17 protein-coding genes are annotated in these 22,616 nt (G+C 64.4%); 14 read left to right on the top strand and 3 right to left on the bottom strand.

Translation table 11 applies throughout. From position 1 onward, the window contains the following. Positions 1-141: 141 nt before the first annotated feature. Positions 142-1,782, top strand: a complete 1,641-nt coding sequence (locus tag OKW40_RS29705; protein WP_429493069.1) for an MFS transporter — start codon at positions 142-144, stop codon at positions 1,780-1,782. Positions 1,783-1,792: 10 nt separating this feature from the next. Here the strand turns inward: OKW40_RS29705 and OKW40_RS29700 are convergent, their stop codons facing one another. Together OKW40_RS29700 and OKW40_RS29695 are read right to left on the bottom strand one after the other, a co-directional pair. Continuing rightward, positions 1,793-2,185: a hypothetical protein gene (locus OKW40_RS29700; RefSeq protein ID WP_429493068.1), complete on the bottom strand. Its 393-nt coding sequence runs from the start codon at positions 2,183-2,185 to the stop codon at positions 1,793-1,795. Positions 2,186-2,278: 93 nt separating this feature from the next. Beyond that, positions 2,279-3,274, bottom strand: a complete 996-nt coding sequence (locus OKW40_RS29695; protein ID WP_429354175.1) for an aldo/keto reductase — start codon at positions 3,272-3,274, stop codon at positions 2,279-2,281. A 233-nt stretch (positions 3,275-3,507) separates the two neighbouring features. On the opposite strand from OKW40_RS29695, the gene OKW40_RS29690 reads away from it, so the two are divergent. The 9 genes from OKW40_RS29690 (at position 3,508) to OKW40_RS29650 (ending at position 11,732) form a co-directional block, all read left to right on the top strand. Then, positions 3,508-4,140 carry an isochorismatase family cysteine hydrolase gene (locus OKW40_RS29690; protein WP_429493067.1) on the top strand — a complete coding sequence of 211 codons (633 nt, stop codon included), beginning with the start codon at positions 3,508-3,510 and terminating at the stop codon, positions 4,138-4,140. 249 nt (positions 4,141-4,389) lie between these two features. Next, positions 4,390-4,866, top strand: coding sequence for a hypothetical protein (locus tag OKW40_RS29685; RefSeq protein ID WP_429493961.1), 477 nt, complete (start codon positions 4,390-4,392; stop codon positions 4,864-4,866). 106 nt (positions 4,867-4,972) lie between these two features. Then, positions 4,973-5,818, top strand: coding sequence for a helix-turn-helix domain-containing protein (locus OKW40_RS29680; protein WP_429493066.1), 846 nt, complete (start codon positions 4,973-4,975; stop codon positions 5,816-5,818). A 44-nt stretch (positions 5,819-5,862) separates the two neighbouring features. Beyond that, on the top strand, positions 5,863-6,270 hold the full coding sequence (locus OKW40_RS29675; RefSeq protein WP_090807737.1) for a DUF2000 domain-containing protein: 408 nt from the start codon (positions 5,863-5,865) through the stop codon (positions 6,268-6,270). Between the two features lie 208 nt (positions 6,271-6,478). Then, positions 6,479-6,721: a hypothetical protein gene (locus tag OKW40_RS29670; protein ID WP_429493065.1), complete on the top strand. Its 243-nt coding sequence runs from the start codon at positions 6,479-6,481 to the stop codon at positions 6,719-6,721. Between the two features lie 101 nt (positions 6,722-6,822). After that, on the top strand, positions 6,823-8,214 hold the full coding sequence (locus OKW40_RS29665) for a class I SAM-dependent methyltransferase (RefSeq protein WP_429493064.1): 1,392 nt from the start codon (positions 6,823-6,825) through the stop codon (positions 8,212-8,214). 22 nt (positions 8,215-8,236) lie between these two features. Beyond that, entirely contained in the window at positions 8,237-9,592 is a 1,356-nt protein-coding gene (locus OKW40_RS29660) for a sensor histidine kinase (RefSeq protein ID WP_090807732.1), read from the top strand. Between the two features lie 8 nt (positions 9,593-9,600). Continuing rightward, positions 9,601-10,725, top strand: a complete 1,125-nt coding sequence (locus tag OKW40_RS29655; RefSeq protein WP_090807730.1) for a hybrid sensor histidine kinase/response regulator — start codon at positions 9,601-9,603, stop codon at positions 10,723-10,725. After that, a complete protein-coding gene (locus tag OKW40_RS29650; RefSeq protein ID WP_429493063.1) occupies positions 10,725-11,732 on the top strand; it encodes a response regulator in 1,008 nt (335 codons plus the stop codon). Before OKW40_RS29655 ends, OKW40_RS29650 begins: the two co-directional genes overlap by 1 nt. 188 nt (positions 11,733-11,920) lie before the next feature. Here OKW40_RS29650 and OKW40_RS29645 read toward each other — a convergent pair whose 3' ends face one another. Continuing rightward, positions 11,921-12,811, bottom strand: coding sequence for a 2OG-Fe(II) oxygenase (locus OKW40_RS29645; protein ID WP_429493062.1), 891 nt, complete (start codon positions 12,809-12,811; stop codon positions 11,921-11,923). A 441-nt stretch (positions 12,812-13,252) separates the two neighbouring features. Between OKW40_RS29645 and OKW40_RS29640 the strand changes: the two genes are divergently transcribed. The 4 genes from OKW40_RS29640 to OKW40_RS29625 are packed head-to-tail and all read left to right on the top strand — an operon-like array spanning position 13,253 to position 22,613. Further along, a complete protein-coding gene (locus OKW40_RS29640) occupies positions 13,253-14,500 on the top strand; it encodes an efflux RND transporter periplasmic adaptor subunit (RefSeq protein WP_429493061.1) in 1,248 nt (415 codons plus the stop codon). A gap of 15 nt (positions 14,501-14,515) precedes the next feature. Continuing rightward, positions 14,516-17,671 (top strand): efflux RND transporter permease subunit, encoded by a 3,156-nt coding sequence (locus OKW40_RS29635; protein WP_429493060.1) that lies wholly within the window; start codon positions 14,516-14,518, stop codon positions 17,669-17,671. Continuing rightward, entirely contained in the window at positions 17,668-20,982 is a 3,315-nt protein-coding gene (locus tag OKW40_RS29630) for an efflux RND transporter permease subunit (RefSeq protein WP_429493059.1), read from the top strand. The genes OKW40_RS29635 and OKW40_RS29630 overlap by 4 nt, the downstream gene beginning before the upstream one ends. Next, complete coding sequence (locus OKW40_RS29625) at positions 20,979-22,613, top strand: efflux transporter outer membrane subunit (protein WP_429493058.1); 1,635 nt, start codon at positions 20,979-20,981, stop codon at positions 22,611-22,613. The genes OKW40_RS29630 and OKW40_RS29625 overlap by 4 nt, the downstream gene beginning before the upstream one ends. Positions 22,614-22,616 lie beyond the last annotated feature (3 nt).

Raw genomic sequence — 22,616 nt, 5'->3', positions numbered from 1 at the left:
GCGAAGTCCTTGGCGTCCCGTCCGGCGGCGCGCGACACCCCGAATGGGCAAAACCCGCTCCGCGATGTCGCGCTGCGGGGTTGACTAGCCTCGCTGGCACGAACAGGCTCTAAGTCTTCATCGACCAGCACGGGAGCGAACGTGGCCGACCCTGATCATCCTGGTAGCAAGCCGAGGACGGCGCACGTCATCGCCGCGCAGGCGAGCCCGTGCGACGAGCTCGTCATCCGCACGCAGCCCGTCACGACCGGCCGCCCGTGCCAGCGCAAGCGCCTCGCGCTGGCCGCGACGATCGGTGGTTCGAGCATGGCGTTCATCGATGGCTCCGTCGTCAACGTCGCGCTGCCGGCCATTCAGAGCGAACTCGGCGCGAGCGTCGCGGCGATGCAGTGGGTCGTCAACGCGTATCTGCTGTTTCTCGGCTCCCTCGTGCTGGTCGGCGGATCGATGGGCGACAAGCTCGGCCGGCGTACGGTGTTCATCGCGGGCGTCGCGCTTTTCACGCTGGCGTCGGCCGCTTGCGGGTTTGCACCGAATACGTTTGCGCTGGTCGCCGCGCGCGCGGTTCAAGGCATCGGCGCGTCACTGCTGGTACCCAGCAGTCTCGCGATCATCGGCGCGGTGTTCGACGACGCAGCGCGCGGACGGGCAATCGGCACCTGGGCGGGCGTCGGCGCGATCACCTCGGCCGTGGGGCCGGTGGCGGGCGGCTGGCTCGTCGACGCGTGGTCGTGGCGCGCGATCTTCTTCCTGAACGTCCCGCTCGCGGCGCTGACGATCGCGCTCGCCATATCGGCGGTGCCCAACAGCCACGGGGCCGATGCACCTGGACAGCTCGACTGGCCCGGCGCACTGAGCGCAGCCACGGGCCTCGCCGCGCTGACCTTCGGCCTGACCGAAGCATCGGCGCGTGGCTTCGCGCATCCGCTCGTATTCTGTGCGATTGGCGCCGGCGTGCTGATGCTCGCCGCATTCGTGACCATTGAGGCGCGCAGCCCCAACCCGATGATGCCGCTCGACCTGTTTCGCTCGCGCGACTTCGCCGGCGCCAACCTCGTCACACTGCTGCTTTACTTCGGCCTTGGCGGCACGTTCTTTTTCCTGCCGTTCACGTTGATCCGCGCGCATGGCTACACCGCGACCGAAGCGGGGGCGGCGCTGTTGCCGGTGCCTTTCATCATCGGTTTGCTATCGCGCTTCACTGGCGGTCTGACTAGCCGCTTCGGTTCGCGCACGCTGCTGACCATTGGCCCGGGCGTCGCCGGCGTCGGGTTCACGTTGCTGGCGCTGCCGTTCGTGCGCGGCAGCTATTGGGCTGAATTCTTCCCTGCGCTCGTCGTGCTCGGGCTCGGCATGACGATCACCGTCGCGCCGCTTACCACGACCGTGATGGGCGCGGTGCCGAGCGACCGCACAGGCGTGGCGTCCGGCATCAATAACGCCGTTGCGCGCGTGGCGGGCCTGCTGGCGATTGCGGTGCTCGGCATCGTGTTCGTGTGGTCGCACCACGCGGCGCTATCGGCGCGCCTCGACGAACTGCATGTGCCGCAAGATACGCGCCAGAGCGGGCAATTGCTGGCGCCGGTCGAGCAAGCGGGAGGGGCGGCAAGCGACTCGCATACGCCGCGCGAGACATCCGTGGCGCGCGCGCAAGCCGATGCGATGACCGACGCGCTGCGGGCCGTCGCGCTCGTCTGCGCCGCGTGTGCGTTCGCCGGAGCGGGGCTTGCGATGGCCACCATCCAGCCGCTGAAACGGCCGGCGGTGGCGCGCCCGGAGTGAGATACGAAACTCAGTGGTGAACAGGCCGCACCGGGGACCCCGTCGGCCGGATCACCGCGGCCGCTCGCGCCTCGATTCTTGCCGCCGACGAAGTCGGTTGATGTGGCGCGCTGTCGTACCCGTTCATTTGTTCATCGATGACGAAATCCGCGACTCTCATCGCGTCCATCGAGTTGCCGTCCACGTCGTTCCACTCGAGAATCGCGCGATTGACCTTGGTTAGCGCGGTGACAGCAAGCAGTATGGCGTCGGTCTCGGTGATCTTGCCTTCGAGATCATCTACGAGGTAGTCAGCAACACGTAGAGCCGCGCCGATCAGATTGCTGTCGTCGCTCAAGTCCGTCAGTACCGCATGAACCACTGCGAGGCAAGCATCTTTGCGTGCAAGTGCGATGTCTGTCATGAGGTTCTCCAGAGTCGAGGTACAAACACAATTTATTCCGGGTGCTCCCTGCATGTCGAATGCGCCCACCGCGAAGCCGCCACCGCGTTGCCTTTACCAGCGCTGGTGGACGTGCGGCGCGATATGGCGCTGATAGACATCCCGGACCCGTTGCATTACCACGTCGGACAGCGGCGCGAGGCTCGCGGCCGAGACGTTCGACGCCGCCTGGGCCGCGTTTTTACTGCCCGGGATGATGACGGAGACGGCATCCTCCATCAGGATCCAGCGCAGAGCCAGCTGCGCCATGGAGGCGTTCACGGGTACCAGGCCGCGCAGTTCGTCGACCGCTTGCAACGCGACGTCGTAGGGCACGCCGGAGAACGTTTCGCCGACGTCGAACGCCTCGCCATGCCGATTGAATGCACGATGGTCGTCTGATGCAAAAGTCGAATCCGCGGACATCTTGCCCGTGAGCATGCCGCTGGCCAGAGGCACTCGCGCGATGACTGCAACGTCTTTCTTTTGCGCTTGCCTGAAGAACAGATCGGATGGACGCTGACGGAACATGTTGTAGATGATCTGCACCGAAACCACGTTCGGATATTCGATCGCCTTCAGCGCTTCTTCCACCTTTTCGACCGACACGCCGTAGTAGCGGATCTTGCCGGCGGCGACGAAGTCGTCCATTGCGTCGAACACCTCGGGACGGTAGTAAACCTCCGTCGGCGGGCAATGCAGCTGGACCAGGTCGAGCGTGTCGACGCCGAGATTCGAGCGACTCCGGTCGATGAAAGCTTCGAGCTCGCGCTTGTTCAGATAGCCGCTGGTCACATGCGGGTCGAGTCGGCGCCCGAGCTTGGTGGCGACAATCGGACGTTCGCCGCCTCGTTGCCGCAGCACGTCGCGGATGATCCGTTCGGAGCGACCATCGCCGTAGACATCGGCCGTGTCGATGAACGTGACACCGTTGTCGAGCGCGGCATTTAGCGCGGCCTTGGCGTCATCTTCCGCAACACTGCCCCACGAGCCGCCGATCGCCCATGCCCCAAAACCGATTTCCGACACATTCCAGCCGGTACGACCAAATTTTCTCGTCGAAAGCGTCATTTGGATGCTTATCCTCTGTTTTGCTGCGAAGTTGCGTCGCAGGCGGTTCATGACCCTTGCGGGAGCGCCGGCGGCCTTTGTACATAGTGTAGCAAGCGGGCAGGGCCGTTGAAGTGGGGTATGCGTCCGGACGGAATCGATAATCGCCCGCGCGATGCGATGAAGTATGATTTCCACGGCATCGAAGCGGCTGCTCCGACAACAGGACGTGGAACCCGGATAAAGGTGGCGTAATGACAACCAATGCAGGTTCTGACGGCGTCGCGAACGACGGGCTCGGCGTCACGCGCACGAGTGCACGTATTCCGGCCATCGCACCATCGCGAACCGCGCTTGTCGTCATGCACTACCAGACCGACATTCTCGGACTCTTTCCGTCGGTCGCGCCCGCCTTGCTCGCCAATACGCGCAGCTTATGCGACGCGGCCCGGGCCAAAGGCGTCAGCGTCTATTTCGCCAACCTCAGGTTCAGTCCGGGCTATCCGGAAGTCAGCCCGTTGAACAGGAACGGGCAGGGAATCAAAAGTCTTGGCCTCTTCCTCGCAGACCGGATCGCGCCAGAGTTGGGCCAGCAGGCCAACGAACCGCTCGTCATCGCGCATCGTGCGAGCGTGTTCTTCGGCACCGATCTGGAGGCGAAGCTTTCGGAGCAAGGTATCGATTCGCTGATCATGGTCGGCATCGCGTCGACCGGCGTCGTGCTCTCCTCGGTCGCGTACGCCAGCGACGCGGACTTCCGCCTGTATACGGTGAAGGATTGCTGTTACGACCCGGACCAGGTGGTCCACGAGCATCTGTTTTCTACCGCATTCGATTCACGCACAACGGTGCTGTCACTGGCGGACGCGTTACTGCTGCTCGCGTAGACCAATATCGCCAGCTCGATTACGTCTTTGCCCGGCGTTCCGTTGGTTTCGCTACGAACAGACCCCGCTATCGCAGCAGCGCTTTCGGGCCGCCCGGCGTGACCGAGTAACCGTCGGTGCATGCCGTATTCGGCGATCACGATGAGTTACTCGCCACATCGGCATGTGATTTGCTGGCTGATACTGGAAGAGAAACCAACCGGATGACAAAACGTGGCGTCGAAAACAAAGGGCATCGCCCCGCTCCAGATGTTCGAAAGCGTCCTCATCCGGTTGTACGACGGCGGCGTCCTGTCGCCGGCCGTGCTCGAACGTGTGATCGGCGCCTTCGCGCAAGCGGATGTCGACTGGCATGACACGGTGGAGGGCCGCTCCGTCGACGGTCGTTCACTGCACGAAATCGTCGCGCTGACGATGCTGCCGGGACAACCTGTCCGATCGGCATCGGCATCGTTCATGACTGTGATCGAACACATCGCGGGCGTCGCGCCGGATACGGACGAGAAAGCAGCACAGCCAAAAACCGCGCGACGCAAAAAAACCGCGCCGCCCGTGGATGAAACGGACGCGGAGTCGGAGTCCGAATCGCAAGAACTGCTTGCGCAATTGTCGGGCGACGGACGATCCAGCAAGCGCCGCCGCGCGACCGAACAGGATCGGCCGGCGGGTTCGCGCGGCTATAACCCGTTCGTCAACGCACGGCCTCCGCGTTCGAAGAAGCCGTGACGCCGGTTGCCTTCGTCGACAGGATCGGTCGTTGGCCCGACCCGATTCCCCCGCTGCCGTACACTATCCGCTGGCCGCATCGCCCGCTGCCCGCCAGCTCCAACCCATGCCCACTCCACTCAGTCCCGCCAACTGGCTAATCGCCCGCCGCGATGCCGAAACCGGCATCGAGAGCCTGCGCGCGCATTTCGGCGGCCACGCCTACGATCCGCACGATCATGACGACATGTTGATCGGCTATACCGAGCAGGGCGTGCAACGCTTCCAGTGTCATCGGTCGTTGCACACGAGCGTGCCGGGCCGCGCGATCCTGATCGAGCCCGGCGCGCTGCACGACGGTCACGCGCCAGAGGCAGCCGGCTTCACTTACGCGATGCTGTATCTGCCGCAAGCCTGGGTCGAGCGCGCGGCGCGGCGGCTCGATCTGCCGGGACTGGCCGGCGTCGAGGCGGCGTTCGGCCATACGCTGGTCGACGACCGTGCGCTCATCGATGCGATCGGCCAGGCCTTCGCCGCGATCCACGGCAACGAGGGCCGGCTCGCGCGCGACCAGACGCTCGATCGTCTGCTGCTGCAACTCGGTGCCCAGCTACGCGATGCGCCGCTGACCGGCGACCCCGCCGCGTCACCTGCGATCACGCGGGTGCGCGATCTGTTGCACGAACACATGGACGGCAATCTCGGGCTCGACGAACTCGCCGAAGTTGCCGGCATCGACCGGTTCAGGTTGACACGTCTGTTTCAGCGCGCATTCGGCGCCTCGCCGCACGCGTATCTGGTGCGCTTGCGCCTGCGCGCCGCGCGGCGCCTGCTCGCGACCGGCCGCACGCCCGCGCAGGTCGCCGCCGAAGTCGGTTTCGCGGATCAGAGCCATCTCGGCCGCTGGTTTCGTCGGGCGTACCGCGTGACGCCGGCGGCGTACCGACAGATGTGCACAAACGTTCCAGACTGATCGCGCGGCATCGTCGATCGTGAGCGGCTCAACGAGGAGTCGTCATGTTCGATACCAAAGTGGCGCTGATCGTGCGCAGCGATCTCGCGGTCTGGCAGAAGCTAAATGTGGTCGCGTTTCTCGCGACCGGTGTCGCGGCCGCGGCGCCCGATGCGCTGGGCGAGCCCTACGAGGATGCCGCCGGGCACCGCTACGGCCGCATGCTCGGCCAGCCGATGATGGTGTTCGCCGCCGACCGGTTCGGTCTGCAGGGCGCGCATCGGCAGGCGCTGTCGCGCGAGCTCGGAATCGTGCCGTATGTGCACGCGATGTTTTCGACGGGGCATGACGCGGCGAATCGCGCAGTCTTTCGCGCCGAGGACGCGGCAAATCTGGATCTCGTCGGTCTCGCACTGCACGGACCGAAGAAAGCCGTCGATAAGGCCGTGAAAGGTTTGGCCTTGCACGAATGAGTCAACGAGTGCGCGAGCCGCTCGATTGTCGACGGTACTCGCGCCGAACTCCAAAAGAAAAACGTTTGCCGCGCCGGACGCGAATTGCGTTAAAACAAAAAAGGCTTATTCGGCGAATGCACGGGGCATATCCAAAGGGCATAGATCAGAAAGGCACAAGTAACGCACCCCCTCAATAGCGGATCGGGCCGCCATCGTGGCAATGCGATTGCAAGTCGTTGTCGAGAAACGAATTGTCGGCGATTGCACCCGCGCGCTCGCCAACTCGTTTCAAATGGTTCTTTGCAAAAATGGCTTTCTACAGCACGGACATGCTCGCAAGAAATCCTTGCATATACGTTTCATCCTGAATTTGAACTCAGTCAGAATTGAACGTGTTGATGTTACACTGCAAGCCGCTGGAGCCATTCTGGCAAAGGGCTTTGGTGTTTCCAGCTCAACTGTGGTTTGAAACGCGTCCACGACTTGTCGCCGGTGTCGTGCGTGCGGCAGCCATTCACTGGACTTCTCCAACACCCTGCTGCGTTCCCGGATTCCTCAGGTACTAATACCGTGTACTCTCAAACGCAAATCGACCCGGTGATCAGCTTCCGCAACTCGCAGCGCGAGCATGTGCGTGGGACGATCATTAACCTCCAGAGAAAGTCCTTGGTCATGGAGGTCTATAACCCCTATTCCATCGTGCAGGTCAGCGAGGTGTTAAGCGAGCTGAGCGTGCGCATGGGCACCAAGAATGCCTATCTCGGCAAGGCGGTGGTGGTGAGTCTGGTGAACACCGGTCTGACCGCGGTGGTTTCGCTGGCACTCATCGACGAATGGCGCGAGCTTAGCGTTCTGCCCAATGAAGCGAAGTCGGTCGGCCGGGAAGCAGAACTCTTTATTAGCGACTGGGACGCGCGCTTCAATATCCGGCGCGACTATCAAATCGTCGTGAACGAGATGCGCGCATTCCTGTCGGAAGTGTCGCGCTGGGTCGAGCAGGTCGACCTGACCGAGAGCTTGCCGAAGACCGAAGAAGGCAGGCTGCGCGAGGACCTGTTCTACGAGCTCGCCACGCCGATCATGCTCAAGATCAAGTTCTTCCTCGACCGCCTGGAGGACGAGGCCGAGCGCGTCGACGCCGAGACCGCACCCGTGCATCGCACGTATGCGCAAGCGGCACTGCATCCGTTGCTGTTGCGCGCGCCATTCGTCTACCGCACGTTCACCAAGCCGCTCGGCTACGCCGGCGACTACGAGATGGTCAACCAGATCCTCAGCGATCCGCAGCAGGGACCGACCACATACTTCCAGATCGTCAATACCGCGTTCCTGCACGCGGCGGTCGCGACTGCGCACCGCAACCGCATCACGCTGCTGATCGACTTTCTGACGCGTCAGGCCGAAGCGGCGCGCGCTGCCGGCAGGCCGTTGCGCATCCTCAACGTCGGTTGCGGGCCCGCTTTCGAGATCCAGCGCTTCGTGCGCGAATATCCGCATCCGGAGCTGCTGTCGTTCGAGCTGGTCGACTTCAGCGAGGAAACGCTGGCGTTTACGAAAGACGCGATCGAAAGCTCGGCGAATGCCGCGGGCCATAAAGCCTCGGTGCAAATGGTGCATCAGTCGGTGCACGATCTGCTCAAGCGTAAAATTTCAACGGACCCCTCCGCGCGCGAATTCGACGCGGTGTACTGCGCGGGTCTGTTCGACTATCTGTCGGACAAGGTCTGCGCGCGTCTCCTGAGTTACTTCGCCGCTCGCACGCGAGCTGGCGGCAAGTTGCTGGTCACCAACGTCCATTCGGCGAATCCGGAGAAGTACGGGATGGAGCATCTGCTCGAGTGGTATCTGATTTATCGGAACGAAAGCGGCATGAGCTCGCTGCTTCCCGCCAACTCCACTGACCAGAAGCTCTACGTCGACGAGACCGGGGTGAATGTGTTCGCGGAAGCCACGATCCTCTGAAACCGTGTCGACATCCCTGTTCATGACTACCAGTCCCCTGCAGAGCGGCTATCAAACCGAGCTGGCCGACTTTCGCGTCACGTTCAGCCGGGGCGGCGCGTGCACAGCGATTGCGCTCGTGCTGCTCGGCGTGGGGCTGGATTACGCGCAGTATCCGCAGTATCAGACGTCGTTCGCGCTCGCGCGCCTGCTCGTGTCGTTGATGATCGGCGGTATCATCGCCTTGCTCGACACCAGCATGGGGCGGCGGCTTACTCCATGGCTGACGCTGTCCTGGCTGCTGCTGCCGCAGGCGATGATTTCATGGATGATCTGGCGCACCGATGGTGTTCTGTCGCCCTACTACATGGGCCTGAATCTGGCCATCTTCGCGTCCGGCATTGCGTTGCCATTCGGTCTGTGGCAAAACCTCGTGTTCGGCGTGCTGTCCTGCTTTCTGTATCTGCTGGCCTGCCTGTTGCCTCCGCATGACGGCGTGCCGCTCGGCACGATGACCGTCAATGTTCTGCTCCTTCTGTTCGCCGCTGCCGCAAGTGCGGTCTACACGTTTTTCAACGAACGCGTGCGCTTCATGCTGTTTCGCCTGAAGGCCGAGGTGTCCGAGAAAAACGCGGAGGTCTCCGCGAAGAACGCCGAACTCGAAGTGATCAATCGGCAGTTGCTCGACATCAAGGGCCAACTGCTGCAGCAGGAAAAAATGGCGGCGATCGGTACGCTCGCGGCCGGCCTGCTGCATGAAGTGAACAACCCGGTGAACTTCTGTCTGATGGCAATCGAGGTTGCGCTGGAAGAGCCGATCTCGAAGAAGGAGCCGACGCTGCAGGAATGTCTGGTCGATGCGCGGCAGGGCATGCAGCGGATCCAGCACATCGTGTCGGACCTGAAGACGTTCGCGTATCGCAAGCCCGGCGCCGAGGCGGAGCTGGGCACGCCGTTCCTGTTCGAAAAGGCGCTCGATTCGGCGATCCGGCTCGTCGGGCATGAATTGCGCGGCGTCACCGTCACGCGCGAGCTGCCCGCGGATACGCTGGTGCAGGGCGACGAGGCGGCCATCATCGGCGTGCTGATCAACCTGCTGTCGAATGCGGTGCTGGCGATGCGCAAGGCGGGCACGCCCGCGCCGGCGATTCACGTCAACGTCAGATGGACCGAAGACCGCCTGCATGTGACGGTAAAAGACAACGGGCCGGGCATCGCGCCGGAGCATCTCGCGCGCGTGTTCGAGCCATTTTTTACCACCCGCGAAGTGGGACAAGGCCTGGGCCTCGGGCTGTCGATCAGCTATGCGGTGATCGAGCGTCATGGCGGCCTGCTGTTTGCTGAGAGCGAGCAGGGAAGTTGGGCTTCATTCAGTTTCGATCTGTCGCCCGCACCCTGAGAAATACCATGAATGACATCCGACAGACACAGCCCACTCTTCTCTACGTCGATGACGAAGAGTTGGCCTGCAAATATTTCGCGCGCACCGTAGGTGCCGATTACGAGGTCCTGCTCGCGACGAGCAGCGACGAGGCGATCGCTATCCTCGAGCAGGACAACGCCCGCATCGCGGTGCTGGTCACGGACTTCCGCATGCCGGGGCGTGACGGTGGCGACCTGCTGCGCCAGGTGGCGCTGGAATATCCGCACATCGTGCGGATTCTGGTCACTGCTTATGCAGACGTCGAGATGTTATTGCAGACGGTCAACACCGGCGAGGTGTTCCGCATCCTCGAAAAGCCGCTGAAGCCGGCGGCAGTGCGCGATACGCTGCAACTGGCGTTTGATCGTTACCACGAACGCACGATGCAGAATCAGCGCCTGATCGCCATCGACGAAACCCTGGCGTTCATCGCGCACGAACTGAACACGCCGCTCGCGGCGATCGCGCTGAACGCGCACAGCATCGAAGATCGCATCGACGCGGAGCGCGATGCGGAAGGCGAAATTCTCGGCGCCGCGAAATCGATGCGCGAGAGCGCGCAGTACTGCATGGCGGTGGTGTCGTCCTTCTGGCGCTCGGTGCACAACGGGCGGCGCCGGCAACTGGAGGGCGACGAGGCGCGCATCGAGAGTACCGCGCATGGGCTGATCTCGGCGTTGCTCGATACATATCCGTTTACGACCGCGCAGCGCTCGTGGGTGCAGGTCGACGTCGACAGCGACTTTGCCGTGCTCACGCAGCCGAATTGCGTGGCGCTCGTGCTGTCGTCGCTGTTGTCCAACGCGTTGCGCGCGCTCGCGGATGTGCCGTCGCCGTCGGTGCGCTTTACCGTGACAACGGAACCCCACCCGAGCATCGGCATCTGCGACAACGGGCCGGGAATTCCGCCCGAGATCAAAGACCGCCTGTTGACGGACCCAATTACAACGCACGCGAAATCCGGGGGGAACGGCTTGGGCCTGATTCTATGCAACCGTGTCATGCAGTCCTGTGGCGGCGGACTCAGGATCGAGTCCACGTCGTGGGGAGGCACCACCGTAGTGCTGGATTTCCCCCATATCAAAGGTCAAACGCACAGGAGTTGTTGATGAACGAAGCAAAAGCCACAGAGGAGTTGGCGCCGGCGATCATCTTCGTCGATGACGAAGCTACCGCCGTAAAGTACTTCCAGCGTGCCATCGGAAGCCTGGCGCCGGTCCTGACTGGCGGCTCGGTGGAAGAGGGCAAGGCGCTGCTCGACGAGCACGGCGACAGGGTGGGGGTGCTGGTCTCCGACCAGCGTATGCCGGGCGAGTTCGGCAACGAGCTGCTGCGCTATGCGAGCGAGCGCTTTCCGCATGTCGTGCGGATTCTGACCACCGCGTATTCGGAAATCGATCAGACCGTCGCGGCCGTCAACCTCGGTCATATCCATCGCTACATCAAGAAGCCTTGGGACATCACGGCGCTGCGCATGGAGCTGAAGCAGGCGCTCGAGCTGGCCGAGCTGCGCAAGGAGCGCGACACGCTGGTGCGCGAGAAGCTGGGCGTGCTGCAAAAGCAGGTGGTCGCCACTCGCATCGGTCTGGTGCGTTCGCTGTCGGCCACGCTGATCGGGCCCGAGCGCTTTCAGCCGGTCGAGACGTATCTCGCCGCAGCGGTACTCGCCGACGTGCCGAACTCCGAGCCGGACTGGCTGCTGCAGGACTACTCCGATCTGATCGCAGCCGAGAGTGCCCGCAGCGGCGCGTTCGGTCATACGGTGGCCGCGCACCTCGCCACGCTGCGTAACCGTCACGGCAGCGCGAGCGTGACCGCGAGCGACGCACTGACGACGCTGGTCGGGGTATTTTCCGAGGCAGGCATCAATGTGCGCCGCGAAGGCGATGGTCTCGTGTGCGACCAGCCGGCCACACTCGCGGAGTTTCTCGCGGAGCCGGGCAACGACGCGGTGTCGAGCGGGCACGCGGTATGGCTGGCGAGCCTTCTGTGGCTCGACGGCAATGACGTTGCACTGCAGCCGGCAAGTGAAGGCAATGCCATCGCGTTCCGGCCGGCGCAGCGCGGTAGCGAGTTCGCCGCCGATCGCCTCGCCACGTGGATCGAGCAGTTCTGATTACCTTGCTTCGGGGGCGCGGCGTCTGACGCGTCCTTCCTGCTACCGGCTTCGCGCTGCAGCCCGCCGCGGCTAGCAGCGCGACGCTGATCAAGGCTCGCGCGAGTCGTTCGAATGTTTTTCCACGCGCGCGGACAGACAGCACGCTCTTTTCACCTCGATAAGCGTTGCCTTTCAGGCCTGACTTCTCAAGCCTGAACGCGCGGCGCGAAGCGCCGCGTCCGAATCCACTTGGTCGCCACCCACTTGTCGCCCGTGCGCAGCGGCGTGCTCGCATGCAGCGAACTCGGATCGCACAGCCCAAAGCGGTTCCCATATTCGAAGTAGAGCGCATGCCCGCGCTGCGGCGCGACCGACCAGCCAAGCTGCGGAAACACCGTCTCACCGCCGCCTTCGACATCTTTCAGATACATCAGCAGCGTGCCCATGCGCTGGCCGCTGCGCGCGATCGACTCGCGATTCGCTTCGTTGCTCGTCATCAGATAGTCGACGTGCGGCGTCGACTCCGCGCCTTCCTCATAGTGCAGCATTTGCAGGCCTTCGCCGTTCTCGACCGGGGTTGCCGTGAGTTCCGCGATGCGCGCCTCGATGCGCGCGATCAACGGCGTCTCGCCCAAACGGAAGAACATCCCGTGACTGCTGCGATGACCGGCGATCACATCGCGGCCGGTCACTGGATCGACGACGGCCGACCGGTCGAGCCGCGGCTGTGCGAGCGCGATCAGCTGCTCGCATTCATCGGCACTCAGGAAATTGGCGATGTGCACCGCGGCCGGTCGTTGCAGCCGCGACAGCACGCGCACCTTGCGCTCGCCGAGTTGGATCAGCGGAGCGTCGGGCACGCGCAGCGGCTCGGGCTGGTAGCTGAGCGGCGCGCTGCCGACTTCGAGCTTGTCGCCGGGCAGCGCCATACCGTACAGGAACGCCGATGCGACCGCATCGACCATCGCCGACGCGAGCTCGGCCGCGTTGTCGCGGCTCACCAGTTCGTCGACGATCGCTTGGGGCGCGACGCCGCGCGAAAGGTTGGCGGCGATCCAGTCGCGGACTTCGGCTGGGAAATTGACGGTGATGGACATCGGGGCGAGGTTGTGGGGTGTCGTGACAGTCGCGGCGCGCGCGACGCTGGCTCGCGATGATAGCGGACGATTGTGACGATTCTGGACGCACGGCCCGGTTGTCAGTTGGCTGACGTCTGTTACCGCATATTGCGATGTCCCGCCGCGCCCACAACTCGGTCCCTGCGGGTGTCCGCCCCCACGTGCCGCCCGATCGATGCCCCGGACTCTTCCACCGGCCAACATGTTGCGCCCCTGTAACTCAAGGCCGGCGCAAGCCGGTTACAGTCACGCATGCCCGTATTCAAGCCCTCGCCCCACTTCCTTACGTCTTCATAACAACACGTCCGGAGGCGTTCGACTGATGACAACGAGCGTGAACCATGGCACTTTTGCGCAGTCCCGTCAGCGGACGAGCTTCCAACCGAGTATCGACACCAATATCCGTTCCCGGAGATCAACATGAGCGAAACCGTGTCCCCGCCGCCAAAGCGCTCCCGACGCGGGCTCATCATCTTCGCGGTTGTCGTGCTCATGCTGGTCGCGCTCGTCGTGGTTCATCTGCTGACGCGCAAGAAGCCGGTGCGCGAGAACGCGGCGATCGTCGTCACCGTCGCGCAGGCGACGCTCGGTTCGATGCCGGTCACACTGAGCGAGCTCGGCACCGTCACGCCGATCGCAACCGTGACCGTGCTGCCGCAGCTGAGCGGCTATCTGACCGAAGTCGGCTATCACGAAGGCCAGGAGGTGCAAAAAGGCCAGTTCCTCGCGCAGATCGATCCGCGCCAGTATCAGATCAGCAAGCAGCAGGCGGAAGCGACGCTCGCGAAAGACCGCGCGTCGCTCGCGCAGGCGCGCGCCGATCTCGAGCGCTATACGCAGTTGAACGAACGCAAGTCGATCGCGCAGCAAACCTTCGCGGATCAGCAATTCCTCGTGCAGCAGGACGAAGCGGCGGTGAAGGTCGACCTCGCCAACATCGCCCAATTCGATCTCGACCTCGCCTATTGCCGCATCACCGCGCCGATCGCGGGCAAGGTCGGCTTGCGGCTCGTCGATCCGGGCAACTATGTGACCGCGTCGTCGTCGACGGGCATCGTCGTCATCACGACCGTGAAGCCGACCACGGTGCAGTTCACGGTGCCGCAGGATTCGCTTGCGTCGATCGTGCAGCGTCTCGCCATCGGCGCGAAGCTGCCGGTCACCGCGTATTCGAGCGATAACTCGCGCGAGATCGCGACCGGCACGCTGTACGCGATCAGCAACCAGATGGCGACCGCGACCGGCACCGTCACCTTGCGCGCGACCTTCGCGAACGACGACGAAACGCTGTTCCCGAACGAGTTCGTCAACGTGAAGCTGCTCGTCGACACGATGCAGAACGCGGTGCTCGTGCCGACCGCCGCGGTACAGTCCGGCGCGCCGGGCGACTTCGTCTATCTGGTCAATCCGGACAGCACGGTGTCCGTGCACAAGGTCAAGCTCGGACCGAGCGACGGCAAGAACACGGTGATCGTGTCGGGACTCGCGGCCGGCAACCAGGTCGTGACGGACGGCATGGATCGTCTGAACGACGGCGCGAAGATCCAGCCGGCGCATCCGAAGTCCGCCGCCGGCCCGAAAGCGCCCGCCGCCGCGTCCGAAGCCGCGCCGGCGTCGAGCGCGTCGGCATCGCCTGCGCCGGCCGCGTCCGAAGCCGCCTCGTCGTAACGGACCCCCGCACCGATGAACATTTCCCGCCTGTTCATTCTTCGCCCGGTCGCGACGCTGCTGCTGATGATCGCGCTCGTGCTCGTCGGTCTGATCGCGATGCGCGTGCTGCCGGTGTCGTCGCTGCCGAACGTCGACTATCCGACGATTCAGGTGCAGACCTTTTATCCGGGCGCGAGCCCGACGGTGATGGCGACCACCGTGACCGCGCCGCTCGAGGTGCAACTCGGCGAGATTCCGGGCCTGCAGCAGATGACCTCGTACAGTTCGGACGGGGCGTCGGTGATCACGCTGCAGTTCGATCTGTCGCTGAACCTCGACATCGCCGAGCAGAACGTGCAGCAGGCGATCAACGCGGCGAACAGCTATCTGCCGTCTGGCTTGCCGGCGCCGCCGACCTACGCAAAGGTCAATCCCGCCGACCAGCCCATTCTGACGCTCGCGGTCACCTCGAAGTCGATGTCGCTGACGCAACTGGAGGACGTCGCGAACAACCGCCTCGGCACGAAGATCTCGGAAGTGGCGGGCGTCGGCGTCGTGACGACGAGCGGCGGCAACGTGCCCGCGATCCGCGTCGAAGCCGACCCGCACAAGCTCGCCGCCTACGGTCTGAACATCGACGATCTGCGCACGCTGCTGAGCTATGTCAACGTGAGCCAGCCGAAGGGCAATTTCGACGGCCCCGATCTCGACTACACGATCAACGGCAATGATCAGATCAGCGATCCGAAGGACTACCTCGACACCGTAATCGCCTACCAGAACGGCTCGCCCGTATTCATGCGCGACGTCGCGCGCGTGAGCCAGGCCGCCCAGGACGTCGAGCGCGGCGCCTGGTACAACGGCTCGCCCGCGATCGTGCTGAACGTGCAGCGCCAGCCGGGCGCCAACGTGATCCAGACGGTCAACCAGATCATGAAGGAGCTGCCGCAGCTCGAATCGACGCTGCCGGCCGGCATGAAAGTGACCGTGGTGTCGGACAGCACCGGCGTGATCCGCGCGTCGGTCGCGGACGCCGCGTTCGAACTGATTCTCGCGATCGTGCTGGTCGTCGCGGTGATCTTCGTGTTCCTGCGCAACGTGCCCGCCACGCTGATTCCGAGCATCTCGGTGCCGGTCTCGCTGATCGGCACGCTCGCGGTGATGTACCAGCTCAACTACTCGATCGACAACCTGTCGCTGATGGCGTTGATCATCGCGACCGGCTTCGTGGTCGACGACTCGATCGTGATGATCGAGAACATCGTGCGCTATCTGGAAGAGGGCATGTCGCCGCTCGAAGCCGCCCTCGAAGGCGCGGGGCAGATCGGCTTCACGATCCTGTCGCTGACTATTTCGCTGATCGCGGTGCTGATTCCGCTGTTGTTCATGGGCGGCGTGATCGGGCGGCTGTTCAGCGAGTTCGCGGTGACGCTCGCGGTCACGATCGTGATTTCGGCGGTCGTGTCGCTGACGGTGGTGCCGATGCTGTGCGCGCGGATGCTGCGCGCGCAGGCCGAACGCCATCCGAGCCGCTTCGAGCGCATCAGCGAGGGCCTGTTCGACAAGACGCTCGCCGCCTACGAGCGCGGCCTGCGCTGGGTGCTCGATCATCAGACGCTGACGCTGATGGTCGCGATCGCCACCGTGGTGCTGACCGGCATCCTGTATGCGGTGATTCCGAAGGGACTGTTTCCGGTGCAGGACGTCGGCGTGATCCAGGGCATCAGCGTCGCCGACAACTCGGTGTCGTACGCGGCGATGGTGCAGCGCCAGAGCGCGCTCGCCGAGGCGGTCCTGAAAGACCCGGACGTGGTCTCGCTGACGTCGTACGTGGGCATCGACGGCACCAATGCGACGCTGAACAACGGCCGCTTCCTGATCAATCTGCGCGAGCGCGACCAGCGCTCGGACACCGCCCAGGAAATCGCGCGCCGGCTCGCGCAGGAAGTCGCGCACGTGCCCGGCGTGAAGCTGTTCATGCAGCCCGCGCAGGACCTGACGCTCGACACGACCGTGTCGCCGAACCAGTACAGCTTCGTGTTGCGCGGACCGAGCCAGCAGGCGTTCCAGAAGTACGTGCCGGAACTCGTCGCGCGCCTGAAGCAGATTCCGTCGCTGTCGGACGTGCAGAGCGATCTCAATAGCGACGGCCTCAGCGTGAACGTCGAAGTGAACCGGCAACTGGCCGCGCGCTTCGGCATCACGCCCGCGACGATCGACAACGCGTTGTACGACGCGCTCGGCCAGCGCATCGTGTCGACGATCTTCGAGCAGTCGGCCCAGTACCGCGTGATTCTGGTCGCGAAGCCGGAAACGATGCCGACCGTGCAGTCGATCGGCAATCTGTATCTGCCGAGCCAGACCAGCAGCACGGGTCAGGTGCCGCTTGCCGGCATCGCGAAGATCCAGATCGCGAAGGCGCCGCTCGTGATCAGCCATCTCGCGCAGTTTCCGTCGGTGACGGTGTCGTTCAATCTCGCGAAGGGCGCATCGTTGAGCACCGCGGTCAAGGAGATTCACCAGGCCGAGCAGTCGATCGAGCTGCCGCCGTCGATCACGTCGTCGCTGCAAGGCGCGACCGCGGCGTTCGAGGATTCGCTCTCCAGCGAGGTCTATCTGCTGATCGCGGCGCTCGTTGCCGTGTATATCGTGCTCGGCGTGCTGTACGAGAGCTTCATCCATCCGGTCACGATCCTGTCGACACTGCCGTCGGCCGGTATCGGCGCGCTGCTCTCGCTGATGCTCGCGGGTATGGATCTCGACGTGATCGGCATCATCGGCATCGTGCTCTTGATCGGCATCGTCAAGAAGAACGCGATCATGATGGTCGACTTCGCGCTCGATGCCGAACGCAATCATGGCAAGGCGCCGCGCGATGCGATCTTCGAGGCGTCGCTGCTGCGTTTCCGGCCGATCCTGATGACGACGTTCGCCGCGATGCTCGGCGCACTGCCGATGCTGCTCGGCACCGGCACCGGTTCGGAACTGCGCCGGCCGCTCGGTCTCGCGATCATCGGCGGCCTGACGCTGAGCCAGGTGCTGACGCTGTTCACGACGCCGGTGATCTATCTGTTCTTCGACCGTATGGCCACGCGCGTGAACCGCTGGCGCGCCGAGCGCGCTAAGCGCAACGGCGGCGACGAGCCGGGCGGGCGTCCGCCGGAAGGCGGCGCGGAGGGCACGCGGTGAACATCCCGGCAATCTTCATCCGGCGGCCGGTCGCGACGACGCTGCTCGCGATCGCGATCCTGATCTCCGGCACGCTCGCGTATTTCCGCATGCCGGTCGCGCCGCTGCCGAACATCGCGTTTCCGGTGATCGTCGTGCAGGCCAACATGGCCGGCGCGAGCCCGAATATCATGGCGTCGACGGTGGCCGAGCCGCTCGAGCGGCGGCTCGCAACCATCGCCGACGTCGCGGAGCTGACCTCGATCAGCTATGTCGGCTCGTCGTTGATCATCGTCGAGTTCGGCCTGAAGCGCGACATCAACGGCGCCGCGCGCGACGTCGAGGCGGCGATCCAGGCCGCGCGCGCCGATCTGCCCACCACGCTGCGCAGCAATCCGAGCTACCGCCAGTACAACCCCGCCGAGGCGCCGATCATGGTGCTGTCGCTGACCTCGGACACGCTGACCAAAGCGCAGCTCTACGACTCCGCCGATTCAGTGATCCAGCAGCAGCTATCGCAGGTGCAGGGCGTCGGCCAGATCACGCTCGGCGGCGGCGCGTTGCCGAGCGTGCGCGTCGAGTTGCAGCCGGGCAAGCTCAATAGCTACGGGATCGGCATGGAAGACGTGCGCGCGGCGATCAGTGCGGCCAATGCCGACAGCGCGAAGGGGCATATCGACGTCGGCGATCAGCGCTACGTGGTCACCTCGAACGATCAGATCACGCACGCGGCGCCGTATCGCGATCTGGTGGTCGCGTATCGCGACGGCGCGCCGGTGCAGTTGCGCGACGTCGCCCAGGTGCGCGACTCGAACGAAAACATCCGCAACGCGGGGCTCTTCAACGGCAAGTCGGCGATTCTCGTGATCGTCTATCCGATGCCGGGCAGCAACGTGGTCAGCACCGTGCAGCAGATACGCAACGTGCTGCCCGCGATCGAAGCGACGTTGCCGAGCAACGTGCACGTCGATGTCGCGATCGATCGCTCGCAGTCGGTCACCTCGTCGGTCAGCGATACCGAGCGCACGCTGTTCATCGCGGTGCTGCTGGTGGTCGGCGTCGTGTTCATCTTCCTGCAGTCGCCGCGCGCGACGCTGGTGCCGGCGGTCGCGTTGCCGCTGTCGATCGTCGGTACCTTCGGGCCGATGTATCTGCTCGGCTATAGCATCGACAATCTGTCGCTGATGGCGCTGACCATCGGCACCGGCTTCGTCGTCGACGACGCGGTCGTCGTGCTCGAAAACGTCGTGCGGTACATCGAGCAGGGGTTGAGTCCGAAAGAGGCCGCGCTGAAGGGTGCGGGCGAAGTCGGCTTCACGGTGATCTCGATGAGCCTGTCGCTGATCGCGGTGTTTCTGCCGATCATCCTGTTTCCGGGCATCGTCGGACTGATGTTCCATGAGTTCGCGATCACGCTGTCGATCGCGATCCTGATTTCGCTGGTGATCTCGTTGACGGTCACGCCCGCGATGTGCGCGTACGTGCTGAGCCGCGACAACGCCGGTCATTCGAAAGCGCGTTGGGCGCGCTGGATCGAGCGGCAGTTCGATCGCTTCAAGGACGTCTACGCACGTACGCTCACGGCCGTGCTCGATCATTCGCTGCTGGTGATCCTGCTGCTGTTCGCGCTGCTGGTCGGCAACGTGTTCATGCTGAAGCTGGTGCCGGCCACCTTCTTCCCCGAACAGGACACCGGCATCGTGATCGGGCAGATCATCGCCGACCAGAGCATTTCGTTCACGGCGATGCAGAAGAAGCTCGCGCAGTTGCAGTCGATCGTGCAAAGGGATCCGGCGGTGCAGTCCGTCGCGGGCTTTACCGGCGGGCGCGCGCTCAATACCGCCAATGTGTTCATCGAGTTGAAGCCGCTGTCGCAGCGGCACGCAACGGCCACCCAGGTCGTCAACCGGCTGCGGCCGAAGCTCGACGAAGTGTCGGGCGCGCGACTCTTTCTGCAGGCGCAGCAGGATTTGCGCATCGGCGGGCGGCAATCGGCGGCCGAGTACCAGTACACGCTGACGAGCGACGATTCCGCCGCGCTGTTTGTGTGGACGCCGAAGCTCGTCGCCGCGTTGTCGAAGGAGCGCGGGCGGTTGCTCGACGTGAACTCCGACTTGCAGCAGAACGGCCTGCAGAGCTACCTGACGATCAATCGCGCGACCGCCGCGCGCTACGGCTTTGCGCCGAATCAGATCGACAACGTGCTGTACGACGCGTTCGGCCAGCGCACCGTGTCGACGATCTACAACCCGCTGAACCAGTACTTCGTCGTGATGGAGGTCGCGCCTGAGTACTGGCAGTATCCAGAGACGCTGAACCGGATCTATCTGAGCACGTCCGCCGGCAATCCGACCGGCACGGCCGCGACACAGATGCCGCACGGCACGGTATCGGCAACGACTACCGCGACCACGACCGACACGTCGTCGAACACGAACTCGCGCAACTCGGACGCGCAGTCGAACGCGACCAACAACAGCATCGCCAACAGCAAGGGCGGCAGTTCGACCGGTAGCGCGGACAGCACGGCTGCCGAAACGATGGTGCCGCTGTCGGTGCTGACCTCGTATAGGAACAGCCATACGTCGACGCAGGTGAACCACCAGAGCGGGCTCGTCGCCGCGACGATCTCGTTCAACCTGCCGGCCGGCGGGTCGCTGAGCCAGGCGGGCGCGGCGATCAACGAAACGATCCGCGAGATCGGCATGCCCGCGAGCATCCACGGCTCGTTCGCAGGCGCGGCGGCGGCCTATTCGCAGTCGATGGGCGTGGTGCCGCTGCTGATTCTCGCGGCGCTCGGCGTCGTCTACATCGTGCTCGGCGTGCTGTACGAGAGCTCGATCCACCCGCTGACGATTCTGTCGACGCTGCCATCCGCGGGCATCGGCGCGACGCTCGCGCTGCTGATCTTCGGCACGCCGTTTTCGGTGATCGCGATGATCGGCATCATCCTGCTGATCGGTATCGTCAAGAAGAACGGCATCATGATGGTCGACGTCGCGATCCAGTTGCAGCGCCAGCAACAGATGCCCGCGCGCGACGCAATCCACGGGGCCGCGCTGATCCGTCTGCGGCCGATCATGATGACGACATTCGCGGCCGTGCTCGGCGCGGTGCCGCTCGCGGTCGGCATGGGCCAGGGCGGCTCGCTGCGCCAGCCGCTCGGTATCACGGTGATGGGCGGGCTGATCCTGAGCCAGATGTTTACGCTCTATACGACGCCGGTGATTTATCTGTATCTCGACCGTCTGCGTGCACGGCTGGTCAGATGGTCCGCGGGGCTGCGCTGGAACCGCGACGCGAAGCCGGGACAAGCGGATACGAAGGCATGACGATGAAGATTTCGACTGAACGAATGACAGGATCTCGCGCCGGGTTGCCGAGCATCGCGACGCTCGCCGTCGCGATGCTGGCGCTGTTCAACGCCGGCTGCATGGTCGGCCCGGACTATCACCGGCCGCAGGTCAGCGTGCCCGCCACGTACTCGGAACTGCCGGGCTGGACCCAGGCCGTGCCGAACGCGACTGGCCCGAAGGGCACATGGTGGAGCGCGTTCAACGATCCGTTGATCGACGAACTCGAACCGCTCGTCGCGGTGTCGAACCAGACCGTGCGCGTGGACTACGCGAACTACCAGCAAGCGCTCGCCGAAGTGCGCGCCGCGCACGCGGCCCTGTTTCCGACCATCGGCGCTACCGGTTCGGCGACGCGCGAACGCGCGAGCAGCGGTTCGGTCAGTGCATCGGGAAGCTTCGTCAACGGTACGGCGACGCGCATCGTCAATTCGGGCTCGCTGGAAGGCAACGTGAGCTGGGCGCCGGACCTGTGGGGCCAGGTGCGCCGCACCGTCGAGGAAAACGCCGCGAGCGCGCAGTCGAGCGAAGCGACGCTCGCGAATGCGACGCTCTCCGAGCAGGTCGCGCTCGCGACCGCGATCATCGAGCTGCGCACCAGCGACGCGAACATCGACCTGCTGCAGCAAACGGTCGTCGCGTATCAGCACTATCTCGACGTCGTCACCGAGCAGGATCGCGCGGGCACGATTGCGCCGAGCGACGTGATCACCGCGCGCAGCCAGTTGAATACCGCGAAGTCCGATCTGATCGCGCTCGGCGTCGCGCGCGCGCAGAACGCGCATGCGATCGCGGTGCTGGTCGGCAAGAACCCGGAAGAGCTGTCGATCACGCATAGCACCGCGATGCCGGCGCTGCCGTCGGCGCCGGTCGGCGTGCCGTCGACGCTGCTCGAACGCCGCCCCGACATCGCCGCCGCCGAGCGTAAGATGGCCGCGCAGAATGCGGCGATCGGCGTCGAGGTGGCCGCGTATTACCCGGACGTCTCGCTGTCGGCCGTGGCCGGATTCACGCAGTCGCCGCTGTCCGGTCTGCTGAAGGCCGCGAACTACGTGTGGTCGCTCGGCGGCAGCGCGACCGAGACGCTGTTCGACGGCGGCCTGCGCAGCGCGGATGTCGACGCGGCGAAGGCGGCCTACGACGCGGCCGTTGCCAACTATCGCGGCACGGTGCTGGGCGCGTTCCAGAACGTCGAGGACGACCTGTCCGGCCTGCGCATTCTCGCCGAGCAGGCGCTCGTGCTCGAAACGGCGGTGCGCGACGCGGACCGTGGCGCGGAGATCGCGTTCAACGAATACCAGGCGGGCACCGTCGATTACACGACGGTCGCGATTGCGCAAGCGACGCAATTGACGACGCGGCAGACCGCGCTGAACGTGCAGGAATCGCGCTTGCTGCACGCGGCGTCGTTGTTTGGCGATCTGGGCGGCGGGTGGTCGACCGATGAGCTGCATGATCCGCGGCATCCGGCGGCGGCTTCTTCGGCTGCCTCGGCACCTTCTTCGGCTTCCTCGCCTTCGGCTGCGTCTGCTTCATCGGCTACGTCATCGGCGACGTCTGCGGCTATCGTGCCGGGCGCGCGGCAAGTGCGGCACGATCAAAACGACTAAGGA

The sequence above is a fragment of the Paraburkholderia sp. RAU6.4a genome (genome assembly GCF_050435625.1).
GTDB classification, from domain to species: Bacteria; Pseudomonadota; Gammaproteobacteria; order Burkholderiales; family Burkholderiaceae; genus Paraburkholderia; species Paraburkholderia tuberum.
The sequence above is the reverse complement of the archived record's forward strand: the minus strand, read 5'-3'. Positions and strand labels throughout refer to the sequence as shown.